This is a genomic window from Collimonas sp. GW821-FHT07E08 (genome assembly GCF_059418905.1).
In genome coordinates, this window is record NZ_JBWKQR010000011.1 from 97,094 (window position 1) to 110,124 (window position 13,031).

Annotated in this window: 11 protein-coding genes and 1 tRNA gene; 11 read left to right on the plus strand and 1 reads right to left on the minus strand. The window is 51.8% G+C overall.

The features are described 5' to 3' along the window. Positions 1–2: 2 nt before the first annotated feature. Both tsaE and AC07RZ_RS15710 read left to right on the plus strand, forming a co-directional pair. Positions 3–497, plus strand: a complete 495-nt coding sequence (gene tsaE / locus AC07RZ_RS15705) for a tRNA (adenosine(37)-N6)-threonylcarbamoyltransferase complex ATPase subunit type 1 TsaE (protein ID WP_494668612.1) — start codon at positions 3–5, stop codon at positions 495–497. Beyond that, positions 461–1,807, plus strand: coding sequence for an N-acetylmuramoyl-L-alanine amidase (locus AC07RZ_RS15710; protein WP_494668613.1), 1,347 nt, complete (start codon positions 461–463; stop codon positions 1,805–1,807). The genes tsaE and AC07RZ_RS15710 overlap by 37 nt, the downstream gene beginning before the upstream one ends. Positions 1,808–1,886: 79 nt before the next feature. Here the strand turns inward: AC07RZ_RS15710 and AC07RZ_RS15715 are convergent, their stop codons facing one another. Further along, positions 1,887–2,531, minus strand: a complete 645-nt coding sequence (locus tag AC07RZ_RS15715; protein ID WP_092397336.1) for a VTT domain-containing protein — start codon at positions 2,529–2,531, stop codon at positions 1,887–1,889. A 235-nt stretch (positions 2,532–2,766) separates the two neighbouring features. Here AC07RZ_RS15715 and mutL point away from each other — a divergent pair, with 235 nt between their 5' ends. The 9 genes from mutL (at position 2,767) to drt3b (ending at position 12,879) form a co-directional block, all read left to right on the plus strand. Further along, positions 2,767–4,632, plus strand: a complete 1,866-nt coding sequence (gene mutL / locus AC07RZ_RS15720) for a DNA mismatch repair endonuclease MutL (protein WP_494668614.1) — start codon at positions 2,767–2,769, stop codon at positions 4,630–4,632. A gap of 5 nt (positions 4,633–4,637) precedes the next feature. Beyond that, positions 4,638–5,609: a tRNA (adenosine(37)-N6)-dimethylallyltransferase MiaA gene (gene miaA / locus AC07RZ_RS15725; RefSeq protein ID WP_494668615.1), complete on the plus strand. Its 972-nt coding sequence runs from the start codon at positions 4,638–4,640 to the stop codon at positions 5,607–5,609. 86 nt (positions 5,610–5,695) lie between these two features. Beyond that, a tRNA-Met gene (locus tag AC07RZ_RS15730) sits at positions 5,696–5,772 on the plus strand. A gap of 165 nt (positions 5,773–5,937) precedes the next feature. Beyond that, the gene (locus tag AC07RZ_RS15735; protein ID WP_494668616.1) at positions 5,938–7,200 is read left to right on the plus strand and encodes a tyrosine-type recombinase/integrase; all 1,263 of its coding nucleotides are present in this window, start codon (positions 5,938–5,940) and stop codon (positions 7,198–7,200) included. Positions 7,201–7,264: 64 nt separating this feature from the next. Then, on the plus strand, positions 7,265–7,921 hold the full coding sequence (locus AC07RZ_RS15740) for a hypothetical protein (RefSeq protein WP_494668617.1): 657 nt from the start codon (positions 7,265–7,267) through the stop codon (positions 7,919–7,921). Positions 7,922–8,065: 144 nt separating this feature from the next. Beyond that, positions 8,066–8,269: a helix-turn-helix transcriptional regulator gene (locus tag AC07RZ_RS15745; RefSeq protein ID WP_494668618.1), complete on the plus strand. Its 204-nt coding sequence runs from the start codon at positions 8,066–8,068 to the stop codon at positions 8,267–8,269. Between the two features lie 134 nt (positions 8,270–8,403). Next, a complete protein-coding gene (locus AC07RZ_RS15750) occupies positions 8,404–9,330 on the plus strand; it encodes a hypothetical protein (protein ID WP_494668619.1) in 927 nt (308 codons plus the stop codon). 283 nt (positions 9,331–9,613) lie between these two features. Next, complete coding sequence (drt3a, locus tag AC07RZ_RS15755; RefSeq protein WP_494668620.1) at positions 9,614–10,888, plus strand: antiviral reverse transcriptase Drt3a; 1,275 nt, start codon at positions 9,614–9,616, stop codon at positions 10,886–10,888. Next, entirely contained in the window at positions 10,873–12,879 is a 2,007-nt protein-coding gene (gene drt3b / locus AC07RZ_RS15760) for an antiviral reverse transcriptase Drt3b (protein ID WP_494668621.1), read from the plus strand. Before drt3a ends, drt3b begins: the two co-directional genes overlap by 16 nt. Positions 12,880–13,031 lie beyond the last annotated feature (152 nt).

The following is a 13,031-nucleotide window of genomic DNA, read 5'->3' on the forward strand; positions in this document are numbered from 1 at the left end:
AGATGCAGCATTTTACAACCCACCTGCATGACGAAGCCGGAACCAGCGCGCTGGGCGCCGCATTGGCCAGGGCCTTGCTGCCCGGACTGGCGATCCACCTGCACGGCGACCTGGGCGCCGGCAAGACCGCGCTGACCCGCGCCTTGCTGCATGCCGCCGGCCACCGGGGCCACGTCAAAAGCCCAACTTACACCTTGGTGGAACCTTATACGATCCAGATAGCCCAACAGGCGGTCGAAGTGATGCATTTCGACTTGTACCGGATGGCCAGCCCGGACGAATTCCTGGAAGCCGGCTTCCGCGAATACTTCAATCCCGGCACCATCTGTATCGTCGAATGGCCGGAAAAAGCCGACGCCGCGTTGCCGCCGCCCGACATCAATGTATTACTCAGCGTTTCCCGTGTTTCCGACAAGGGACGTGATGTAGAATTGCAGGCGTTATCTGATAAGGGTAGTCAATGTCTCGCTCGACTGAAATTTGCGCCAAACCTCTAAAATCAAAAATCCGCCGCACCATACTCAAGGCCGGCGGCACTTTGCTCATTTCAGTCCTGGCGCCACTCTCGGCGCGCGCCGCGCAAATTGTCGCGGTACGGGTCTGGCCGGCGGAAGACTACACCCGCGTCACGCTGGAAAACGACGCTGAACTGAAAACCACCCATTTCCTGGTGCAGAATCCGGATCGCATGGTGGTCGACATCGAAGGCATCGAACTCAATCCGACCTTGAAGGAACTGGTCGCCAAGATCCAGCCTAACGATCCCTACATCAAGCAAGTCCGGGTCGGACAGAACCGCCCGAACGTGGTGCGGCTGGTGTTCGACCTCAAGGAAGAAGTCAAACCGCAGGTGTTCACCCTGGCGCCGGTGGGCGGCTACCAGCACCGGCTGGTGTTCGACCTGTATCCGGTCAATCCGCCCGATCCGATCCAGGCGATGATTGAAAAAGGCGAATGGCCTTCCTCCACGCCAGGCGAAATTACGCCGCCGGTGGCGCAAACCAAACCGCAGGAGCAAAAACCGCCGCTGCAGCCGCAACCTGAACCGCCGCAAGTCGCCCGGGTCGATCCGAAGCCGGACAAGACGCCGACGCTGACGCGCATGATCACGATTGCCCTCGATCCCGGCCATGGCGGCGAAGATCCGGGCGCCACCGGGCGCGGCGGCAACCATGAAAAGGACGTGGTGCTGTCGATCGCCAAGCGGCTCAAGGCCAAGATCGAGCAGCAGCCTAACATGCGCGTGATGCTGACGCGCGATGCGGATTTTTTCGTGCCGCTCGGCGTGCGCGTGCAAAAGGCCCGCAAAGTGCAGGCCGACCTGTTCGTCTCCATCCATGCCGACGCCTTTGTCACGCCCACCGCACGCGGCTCCTCCGTGTTCGCCTTGTCGGAGAAAGGCGCCAGCTCCACCGCCGCGCGCTGGCTGGCCAACAAGGAAAACTCGGCCGACCTGATCGGCGGCATCAACATCAAGAGCCACGACCGCCAGCTGGCCAGCGTGCTGCTGGACCTGTCGACCACGGCGCAGATCAACGACAGCATGAAGCTCGGCAGCGCAGTGCTGAGCGAAATCGGCGGCATCAACAAGCTGCACAAGGGCGCGGTGGAACAGGCCGGTTTTGCCGTGCTGAAAGCGCCGGACATCCCAAGCATCCTGATTGAAACCGCTTTCATTTCCAATCCGGAAGAAGAAGCCAGGCTGACCGACAACGCTTACCAGGACCAGATGGCGGACGCCGTCTTGAAAGGGATCAAGAAGTACTTCGCCCACAACCCGCCGCTGGCAAGGAATCGCCTGACCTGAGCTGCCAGGCCGGCGCCAAGCAAAAAGGGCGCGCTGCAAGTTTGCAGCGCGCCCTTTTTTCATCCGGCGTCGCCGGCGCTTATGCGCCGCGCATTTTCTTGTAGAACTTCCACAGTCCGCCCAGCGCCACCGGTACTACCGCCGCGCCGACCCCGATCAGCACGATGGTGTTCAAGTGATCGCGGATGACGGGAATATTCCCGAAGAAATAACCGGCCGACACCAGGCCCACCACCCAGATCAGGGCGCCGGTGATATTGAAGAACTGGAATTTGGAGAAAGTCATTTCCGACACGCCGGCCACGAACGGTGCGAAAGTCCGCACGATAGGCACGAAGCGCGACAGGATGATGGTCTTGCCGCCATGGTGTTCATAGAACGCGTGAGTCTTTTGCAGGGCCTTCTTGTCCAGCCATCGATAATCGTGGGTATAGACCTTGTGCCCGATCAGGCTGCCTATCCAGTAATTGAGCGTGTTGCCGGTAGTGGCGGCGATGACCAGCAAAGCCATCAGGGCCCAGATGTTCATCTCGCCGGTGGCGCAAAACGCGCCGCCGATGAATAACAGCGTATCGCCAGGCAGAAACGGCAGGACCACCAGGCCGGTTTCGCAAAAGACTATCAGGAACAGGACCATGTAGATCAGGGCGCCATACTCCTTGATCAAGAAGCCAAGGGATTTATCGACATGCAGGATGATGTCGATGAATTGCATGAAGTCCATAGTCCGTATTCCTCAGTTAACCGCTTTATGATTGAAAAGCCTTATGCACACTGACTTTCCTTTGTTGAATAAAGTTCACCTGTCCGACAACAGCACCGCCAGGAAGCCTGCTGCGTGTTTCCTCAGGTAGCGCCGGAATAATACACTACCAAAGACAGCGCAAACTTAGATTTGGCCATTGCCTGCGTCGGTGCGCGCAAACAACCGCTGGCTCCGGCTTCGGTATAATCGCGGCATGAATCCACCGCTCTCCCCTATCCGCGCCATCCAGCAGCTGCCCGACAACCTGATTTCGCAAATTGCGGCAGGCGAGGTAGTCGAACGGCCGTCCGCCGTGGTCAAGGAATTGCTGGAAAACGCGCTGGACGCAGGCGCTACCCAAATCACGGTGCGGCTGGAGCAAGGCGGCGTCAAGCGCATCGCCATCACCGACAACGGCCGCGGCATTGCGCCGGAACAATTGCCGCTGGCGCTGGCGCGCCATGCCACTTCAAAAATCAGCTCGCTGCACGACCTGGAAAATGTCGCCACGCTGGGATTCCGCGGCGAAGCGCTGGCGTCGATCGCCTCGGTATCGCAGCTGACCCTGGCCTCGCGCACCGCCGATGCCGGCCACGCCTCGGAAATCGACGGCAGCACGCTGGCCGTGACGCCGTCGTCCGGCGCCCAAGGCACCACGGTCGACGTCCAGGACCTGTATTTCAATACTCCGGCCAGGCGCAAGTTCCTCAAATCGGAGCAGACCGAATTCGGCCATTGCGCCGAAGTAGTGCGGCGCATCGCGCTGGCGCGGCCGGATGTATCGTTTTCGCTAACGCATAACGGCAAGACCGTCGACCACTGGAACATCACCGAAATCGCCAAACGCAGCGCCAGCATCCTCGGCAACGAATTCGCCAACGCCCGCCTGGCGCTCGATGAAGGCGCCGGACCGTTGCGCCTGCACGGCTTTGTCGGCTTGCCGACCGCCTCCAAGGCGCGCGCCGACGCCCAGTATTTCTACGTCAACGGCCGTTTCGTGCGCGACAAGCTGCTGGTGCACGCCGTGCGCGCCGCCTACCAGGACGTGCTGCATGGCGACCGCTATCCGTCGTATGTGCTGGGACTGGATCTCGACCCGGCGCTGGTCGACGTCAACGTGCATCCATCGAAAATCGAAGTGCGCTTCCGCGACAGCCGCTCCGTCCACCAGTTTGTATTCCATGCAGTCAGCCGTGCGCTGGCGCAAACCTCGGCCACCTCGTTCGGCGCGACGCCGGCGCCGCTGCCGTCGCCCAGCGGCGCGATGCCGTGGATCCGCGGCTCGCAAGAACATCTGCAGGCGATCCTGCAACCCAACGCGCAAGTGCCGCAGCAGCAGACTTCATTCGGACCGCAATTTGCGCCGGCCGCCAATGGCGTGGCGCAAACCATGGCCAATTACGGCGCGCTGTTTACCGGCAATGACCCTGCCACCGGCGGCGCTGCAACCTATCCGGCAGCACCGCAGCTTGCCAGCCAGACGCTGCCCAGCGACGACTTCCCGCTCGGTTTCGCGCTGGCCCAGCTGCATGGCATCTATATCCTTGCGCAAAACACCAAGGGCCTGGTGCTGGTCGACATGCACGCAGCGCATGAACGCATCCTGTACGAGCAGCTGAAAGGCGCGCTGGATGAAGATGCGATGCAAGTCCAGCCGCTGCTGATCCCGGTCACCTTCTTTGCCGACGCGGTTGAAGTCGGCACCGCCGAAGAAAACCAGGAAACCCTGCATGCGCTAGGGTTTGACATTGCCGCGATTTCACCCACCACGCTGGCCGTGCGCTCGGTCCCGGCCCTGCTGAAAAACGCGGACGCCCAGACGCTGGCGCGCGATGTGCTGCGCGACGTCCGCGAATTCGGCGGCTCGCGGGTCCTGGTCGAACGCCGCAATGAGCTGCTCGGCACCCTGGCCTGCCACACCGCGGTGCGCGCCAACCGCAGCCTGACAGCGCCGGAAATGAACGCCTTGCTGCGGCAAATGGAAGCCACCGAACGCGCCGACCAGTGCAACCACGGCCGCCCCACCTGGAGCCAGCTGGCGCTGTCCGACCTGGACAAACTATTCTTGCGCGGCCAGTAAGCGGTATGCCATCACAGCCAGCACCAACCACGGCGAAGCCGCTGGTGATCGCCATCATGGGGCCCACCGCCTCGGGCAAGACCGCCGCCGCGCTGGAAATCGCGAGACACATTCCGTCTGAAATCATTTCGGTCGATTCGGCCCTGGTGTATCGCGGCATGGATATCGGCACCGCCAAGCCCAGCCGCGACGAGCTTGCCGCGGCGCCGCACCACCTGATCGACATCATGGAGCCGACGCAATCCTACTCGGCCATGCAATTCCGCGACGACGCGCTGCGCCTGTCCGCTGAAATCCACGCGCGCGGCAAGCTGGTGCTGATGGTCGGCGGCACCATGCTGTATTTCAAGGCCCTGCGCGACGGCCTCGACGACTTGCCGCAAGCCGACCCAGCCCTGCGCGCCAGGCTGGACGCCGAAGCGGCCTTGATCGGCGTGCCCGGCATGCACGCCCGGCTGGCCCAGCTCGACCCGGCCACCGCCGCCCGCCTGAAACCCAACGACAGCCAGCGCATCCAGCGCGCCCTTGAAATCATCGAACTCAGCGGCCAGACCATGTCCTCGCTACTGATCGACCGGCCGGTGCCGGAGCTGCCCTTCGATATCCTGCCGATCGCCCTGGAGCCGTCGGACCGCAGCGTGCTGCACGAACGGATCGCCCGGCGTTTCGACCTGATGCTGGACCCGCAAAGCGGCGGCCTGATCGGCGAAGTCGAAACCCTGCGCGCCCGCGGCGACCTGCATCTCGGCCTGCCGTCCATGCGCTGCGTCGGCTATCGCCAGACCTGGGAATACCTGGACGGCCAGTACGGCTACCAGGAACTGCGCGAAAAAGGCATCGCCGCCACCCGCCAACTGGCCAAGCGCCAGCTCACCTGGCTGCGTTCCATGCCGGAACGGATCGTGATTGACTGCATCGGCGACCGTGTTGCCGATACGGTGCTGGAGACGGTAACAGCAGCCCTCAAGCAGCGATAACGCCACGAAATTACCCTTGGGAAGCATCCCGGACCTGTTTTTCTTGACAGCATTTGGAGAAATGCTTCATAATTTAGGGCTTCATTGGTGATATAGCTCAGTTGGTTAGAGCACAGCACTCATAATGCTGGGGTCGGTGGTTCAAGTCCACCTATCACCACCACGAACACGTTTCAAGAAGTCCAGTAACGTACAAAAACCCGCCTCTAGCCTAGTGCTGATGCGGGTTTTTTGTGTTTTAAGCGGTTTTAACGTCCATATACATCCAGACTATTTGCACCCATACTTGCATCCATGGATTCAAACCCCTGAACAGCATGGATGCAAAATGCCTAAATTAGCTACCCCGCTCACGGATATACAGGTAAAAAACGCAAAGCCAAAAGAAAAACCCTATACGCTGGCTGATGGCGGCGGCATGTATCTTGAGGTCATGCCGACCGGATCAAAGATATGGCGCATGAGCTACCGCCAGCCGAATGGTAAAAACACCCGTCTTACATTCGGCGCTTACCCAGTAGTCTCTCTTTTGGATGCTCGCAATAAGCGCATGGACGCAAAAAAGCTTAGGGCAGCGGGTAATGACCCCGCCCAAGCCAAGCGAATAGAAAAACAAAACCAAATAACGGCAAACGCCAACACCTTTGAGGCCGTGGCTCGCGAATGGCACGCACACAAGCTCGACACCTGGCAGCCAGGTACAGCGAAGAATATTTTGGTCCGGCTCGAAAAAGACGTTTTCCCATTGATAGGCAAACAACCTATTACAGATATCAGAGCTCCCGTCATGCTGGACGTGCTACGTCAGATCGAGAAACGCGGTGCCGATGAGATGGCGAAACGACAAGGGCAAGTTTGCGGCCAGATCTTCCGCTATGCGATTGCCTGCGGCAAAGCCGAGATCGACCCGATACCCAGCCTACGCGGCGCACTCAAGCAAACGTCCAAGGGACATCACGCAGCCATCACACCGGACGAACTGCCTGATTTCCTTCGAGCCTTCGCAAAGATCGAGGGCCGCATGTATGCTCCAACAAGAGTCATGTTTCGACTGATGATGCTCACGTTTGTGAGGACCAGCGAATTAACAACGACGGAATGGTCTGAGATCGACATCGAGAATGAGGATTGGGTAATTCCTTGGCAACGCATGAAAATGGGCAAGAAGAAATTGAACCCGCGCAAAGTCGACCACCACGTATTTTTGCCGAGCCAGGGCTGGGAACTACTTAGAGAGCTTCAGGAACACACTGGCAACAATAAATACCTTTTCCCCAACCTGCGTGATCCAAGCCAGCCTGCGACCAATTACGGCATATTAGCGGCAGTAAAACGCATGGGGTATAGCGGCAAGATGACAGGTCACGGGTTCCGCTCGCTAGCGATGGGTGTCATTAAAGAGCGCCTAAACTACCGCCATGAGGTCGTAGATCGCCAACTGTCCCACGCGTCTGGCGATACCTATGGCGAGGCATACGACCGCGCTATGTTCCTTGATGAGCGCAAGATAATGATGCAACGTTATGCGGATTATCTGGATGAACAGGCAAGTGGTAAAGTCATCGTTGGCAAGTTCGGTAGGTCAGCATAGATAAGATGAATTTTGTATTATCTCGTTGACATAGCTTTTCCATTTGATGCTGCAAGGAGCAAGGATGTCTGAATCCAAGAATAACGAGGCGCGTCAAATATCTATTCTAAATAGCGATTTACCGGCAGAGCCCCAAGGAATAGCGGACTCCTTCCCCATGGCTATGAGCCAAATGCCAACCATCTTTGCATTCGCGGCTGCGTTCCCAAATGAGGATTTCTCAAAAGACGCTGTATTGTTTGTCAAAAACATTAAGGCGGCGATAGGTGAGGCAATTAAAATTTCCGAAAAAATTCATTCTACGGGATCAAGCATAGAAGAGCTTCAACAAACCCTCAGCGAGGAGCCAATCGCAAATGCTTTGACTCTATTGACATTGATTAGCATAGAGCGCCGTAAACAAAAGAGTCAGTCTGAGAAGGAGGCCGCCAATATCGAAAAGCTCATCAAAAGCACTCAAGCTCGAAAGGCCGCCTTGGCAGGTCATAACACTCCCGAAAAAATTAAACAGCGTGATGAGCTTGAGAAATTTTGCCGGGAAAATTCTGCACGAACGGACAGAGACGGCAAACCCATATATAGAAGCAAGGCAGCACTCGCGCGAGATATCTCAGAAAAGAGCGACGATTTCGGACTAAAGGACATCGGAACGATCACGGTAATGATCGACGCGCTGAATCTACCAGTTCCTCATTGGCGCAAACGAAAAATTAATCCATAACTGGTTTGCTACGCAAACCATGTACTCTACATCGCAAGCCGCATGCTTTGCATTGCTACCCGATTTCCTCCATTCCACAATTCGCCTAACCTTCGTCCCATACCGTTTATTGAACAACGGTAAAAACCACGAAAGGTTAATAACATGGCGCAGCAATCTATTCTTCGACTACCAGAAGTAAAGGCACGAACTGGACTCAGTCGGTCAAGCATCTACAACGCAATCAAGCTAGGTAATTTTCCGAGCCATGTATCTCTTGGGGCGCGGGCGGTTGGATGGATCTCAACAGAGATTGACGACTGGATAGCATCGCGATCCAAGGTTCCTGGCAAAGCGATTAATTCATGATCGCTGGCTATTTGAAATTGATTGCAATTGCGTGGACAGGTGCCTCTTTAGGTACCCGGTCTATTAGAAGGTCAGACGTACAAGAATAGTAAAGTTAAGCTATGCGTAGACATCTGTTTGTTGATCGATTGAGCATGACATTGTTAATTGAACCGGCGGAGCAAGCGCAAGTCACACAGAACCTGATTGAACTTGCAAATGATAGAACAATACATGCAGAAGATAATCGATATAGCGGATTACTGAAGAGTTATCGGCATGCCTTCTATCTTCCATTTGACGAAGAGTGTTTTTGTACAATTCAAGTCGCACCTCACGCATCTGGAAGTCGCTTCATGCGTTTGGAGTGGAATCCAGCGAAAGCACTACGGACTTACTCTAATCCGATAGCGAGCATAATTGATTTTTTAAAAAAGTCTGTCCCATCTTATTCAGAAAATTTGATCCTTAATGCAAACATTACTCGAATAGATCTATCTTTCCGCTTACATCGAATACACGTCGACTCACTTCTAGTTTTCACCACTCTACGTAAACCGATATCCGGAAGATACTTTGCTCCGCATGCGCAATACGATAGAACTGGACGCCTCAATTCAATGGAAATTGGAAAACCGAACAGCGACCAATACCTTCTTATATACGACAAGCGCTTGGAACGGGAAAGTCGTCAAATTGGAGAGTTAACGCGTAGCATTGAAGCATCAAGGAACAGTTCGACCGTGCCACGAATAAAAGCCTCCTCGACTCAATTCGAACTAAGACTCAAATCCGCAGGAACAGTCGCAAATTTCCTTTCAATGCCAAATCCATTTACGGCCTATACGGTCATCAGTTTTACCAATGCGGGAGGCGTAAGAAACGATCATCAATGGCAATGGTTCGTTGACTCTTGCAAACTTCGCGGAGCTCAAGCAGCGCTATCCATGATAGAAAACCGGCGAGAACGAACAAAATTTCGAGATGCATTGCGGGATGCCAGCCCGCCGTCATGGTGGAATCCAACAGTAATATGGGGCGAAGCACCTGCGGCCTTCCGTACGGCTTTAGACCTCACCTAAGTCTATTAAAGTCGGAATCTTCAATGCCGTTGCGATTGTTTGCGATATTTCAGCTTGTTTGCAATTGATTGCAAAAATAATCGACCGTGTATATGTGTTCTCTTTGAGCTAAGTTTGCAGAGGATATTTTCACTGAACTCGGAATCTGAAATCAATGTTGTCAAAATTTTCGGCATCGACAATTCGTGGTATAAATCTGGAATTCCATTGTGCAATATTCAGAACGACGAGCTAAGCATTCTCAATCTGCTTTTTTCAGTACAACGCCAATACGAGCGCCTACATGCTTACATCCGATTTTTCGAAGAAAATCCTTGATACGTTTATACATCGGGAAGACTGCCACCGATATAACGTACTAAAGGAGACACACCTCCGCCATCACTATCTTTCTATGTTAGAAAAGAAAATATCTGAAGGTACTTTTGATTTTTCGAAATTTAGAAAAACTGAAATTGGGAAATTTTCTATTCTGCGATCAACGAAATTAGGAGACGAACTTGTTCTACGAAAGCTTAATGAAAACATCCGACGTGTATATAAACTAAAACAAGCGGATAGAAATTCAGTCGTTCGTCAGACCCAGGTACTTTTAACTGAAGCGGTACAAAAACACGTAGTGAAGCTCGATATAACGGCATTTTACGAATCGATAAATAGAGAGGCCATTCTTAAAAAAATTGATCAAGATGGCCTGCTATCTCAAAAATCCGTCAAACTTTTATATCAATTCTCGAAACGAGTATCTGAGTATTTTTCATCAGGCGTCCCGAGAGGGATCGGTCTAAGTGCCACATTGGCTGAACTCTCTTTCCGTCCAATTGATGAAGCCGTTCGTCGATTCCCTGGAGTGTATTACTACGCAAGATACGTTGATGACATCATTGTTTTTTCCACCGATGAGTCTGACAAAATAATGAATCACGTTGCGTCCATCTTGCCAGAAGGTATGCAATTAAACGAAGCGAAGTGCAAACCATTTTATGTCGGCTGTAATTGTTCAAAAATTTGTATTCATAAAAATGCATCTTGCCCGTGCATCAAACAATGTAAGTGCGCATCGAAAAAGCCAGATTTTCATCTTGATTACCTTGGCTATGCTCTTAGTTTTGAGAACATACCGAAAGGGAAAGATCCTCTGAGCGTTGGGGTTCAAATGTCGGAAAATAAGATCGCTCGCACTAAGACAAGAATCGTCAAGGCAATACTGGACCACGTTAAGAAAAATGATTTCTCTTTGCTTCGATTAAGACTGCAATTTTTAACGGAGAACCACAGAATCTATGGCCCGTCAAACCATGGGAAATTAAAATCAGGAATCTATTTCAGCTATCCTTTATTCAATAACTTGGAATGTTTAACTGATTTAGACCATTTTTTAAGAGCGCAGATTTTTTCGAACTCAGGGGCCTATGGCGCAAAATTATCCGCTTGCCTGACACCGGACCAACGTCGAGAATTGGCACACTTTTCCTTCGTTTCCGGTTACAACTGCAAACGTTCTCGTCGTATTGCTCCAGTTCTTTTGGGCGGAATTCGAAAATGTTGGGTGATATGAGTAAAAAAATAACCGTCAAAAAAGCAGACTATGAAAGAGTCCTCCTTACGGAAACGCTGCCATATGAAGTCCCCATTTTCTTTTCGAATGAACGGCTCTATCACTTCTCGAAAAATGATCTATCTGCATGCCCTCCATTAATTTCAAGAATCTTCAAAGATTCGTATGAATACACTGTAGCCTTTGACTACAAAATACGGCAAGGGCCAGCAAAACTCCGGCAGCTTTCGGTAATTCATCCAGCTTGGCAAATGGAGTTTCCAGATTTCTATCGCAACTTTGAGTCACTGATACTCTCTTTATGCTGTAAGAGCGAATATAGTCTTCGTTTTCCTTCACGAGTTGCGTCTCACTATTTTGAAAAGGAATTTGAAGCAGATCATCATGCGCTCAAGTCTCACGTGGTCGACGAAGAACCTGACGATTTTGGCGTCGACAGCAAACATGCTGGCTCCTTTTTTTACTACGCAAAATACAATCAACTCTACAAATTTATCGATTCAAATGAATTTTTAAGTTTGGAGCAAAGGTTTCCCCATCTATTGAAGTTCGATGTGAAGCGCTGCTTTGCAAGTATTTATACTCATTCGATTTCTTGGGCCGTCAAAGGGAAAGCATTCGCGAAGTTGAAAGAGAACCGAGGCTACTCCTTTGATCAACAATTCGATAGACTAATGTCGGTCTCGAATTATGCCGAAACTAATGGCATTGTTATCGGCCCTGAGGCTTCACGTATTTTTGCGGAAATTATCCTCCAGCAAATTGATCTTAGCGTATCTGAACAGATCAAATTGGTTTTGAAGATTACTGATCAAGATTTTTCAGTTCGCCGTTATTTGGACGATTACTTTGTTTTTTCCAGAAACAAAGACACAGCTTCACAAATTTTCGATGTTATTCAAGCAGAACTTCAAGAATATAAATTATATATAAATGAGTCGAAAACTCATGAATATACCGTGCCTTTTGCAACCACCCAGACCATCGCAAAAACCGATGTTCAAAACGTCTTAAGTACAACAATACTTCAATGGTTCGACGAAGCGAAAAAGCTTTTTAAAGAAGATGAAGAGTGTGGAAATGCTCTCAGAGAAAATAGGATGCTTCGCACTCCTTACAAACTATCAACGAATGTAATTAGAGATATAAAGATTGCAGTAAAGAGAGGCGGAACATCGTTTGATGTTGTTACCGGCTACGCGCTCGGCGCTATCACTAAATCCGTGTTTCGCCTTGAAAAAGCATCACGCAAAAATGATGTACGTCCAGCTGATTTGGAGTTGCTGGAGCACATTCTTAGTATCGGGATTGAAGTAGTTTTCTTTCTCTACTCAATGGATTTCAGAGTTCGAACAACTTACTTGGTCTCACAATTTATGCTAATTGTGTCGAAACTCGCCGAGATCGATAAAGAGCTTCAAAGTGTTGTAAGAGCCAAACTTCTAAAGGGCGCAAATACAGTGCTCCAATTTTTGGCCGCAGATGAATCAGGTGGAATCGAAGTACTCAATTTGTTGATCGCGATGAAGGCGATAGCACCCGGCGAATTGCTAACATCCGATCAGCTAAAACGCCTTACTCGGGATTTTTCAATCGGAGCAGACGCACTTGTGACATGCTCACATTACAACTACTTCGACTTTATCGTTCTTTTGCACTATATCGGCGGCTCGTCAACGCATGAGCCATTTAGACATGAGCTAGAAACCGAGGTGGTAGCCAGATTTCAGAATGCTTCTAAAGATATCCGATGCGATGCCGAAATGACTCTTCTCTTCTTTGATGCGCTCAGTTGCCCTCATTTGACCCATGCAGCTAAAGAATCCATCGTACTGGACTATGCTGACAGAGCAATGAATAAGAAATTGAAGACGAATGAAGTCCAGTACGTTATAAATTACTGCCAGCAGCACCTGTCGTTTTCCGATTGGCGCAAAGACCTTGACTTAGAAAAGCTACTAATTAGAAAACAGTTGAAACCTGGGTACTAATTATGCTAACTTTGCCTTGGGAAGGTTAGCTATTCGCGCAACGAAGTTTGTCGCGTATACAAAATTGATTTACCTCTTGTTGTTAGAGGGGCATTTTTTTCTTGATCTGTCATTTTAAAAAATGCTTGGTTGCTTGGTTAACTTCAAGTAAC

What these genes read in the sequence shown, in the direction of transcription:
- AC07RZ_RS15745 (WP_494668618.1), top strand. Translation starts at nt 8,066, where the DNA reads ATGGCGCAGCAATCTATTCTTCGACTACCAGAAGTAAAGGCACGAACT.
- drt3a (WP_494668620.1), top strand. Translation starts at nt 9,614, where the DNA reads ATGCTTACATCCGATTTTTCGAAGAAAATCCTTGATACGTTTATACAT.
- AC07RZ_RS15715 (WP_092397336.1), bottom strand. Translation starts at nt 2,531, where the DNA reads ATGGACTTCATGCAATTCATCGACATCATCCTGCATGTCGATAAATCC.
- AC07RZ_RS15740 (WP_494668617.1), top strand. Translation starts at nt 7,265, where the DNA reads ATGTCTGAATCCAAGAATAACGAGGCGCGTCAAATATCTATTCTAAAT.
- mutL (WP_494668614.1), top strand. Translation starts at nt 2,767, where the DNA reads ATGAATCCACCGCTCTCCCCTATCCGCGCCATCCAGCAGCTGCCCGAC.
- miaA (WP_494668615.1), top strand. Translation starts at nt 4,638, where the DNA reads ATGCCATCACAGCCAGCACCAACCACGGCGAAGCCGCTGGTGATCGCC.
- tsaE (WP_494668612.1), top strand. Translation starts at nt 3, where the DNA reads ATGCAGCATTTTACAACCCACCTGCATGACGAAGCCGGAACCAGCGCG.
- drt3b (WP_494668621.1), top strand. Translation starts at nt 10,873, where the DNA reads ATGTTGGGTGATATGAGTAAAAAAATAACCGTCAAAAAAGCAGACTAT.
- AC07RZ_RS15710 (WP_494668613.1), top strand. Translation starts at nt 461, where the DNA reads ATGTCTCGCTCGACTGAAATTTGCGCCAAACCTCTAAAATCAAAAATC.
- AC07RZ_RS15750 (WP_494668619.1), top strand. Translation starts at nt 8,404, where the DNA reads ATGACATTGTTAATTGAACCGGCGGAGCAAGCGCAAGTCACACAGAAC.
- AC07RZ_RS15735 (WP_494668616.1), top strand. Translation starts at nt 5,938, where the DNA reads ATGCCTAAATTAGCTACCCCGCTCACGGATATACAGGTAAAAAACGCA.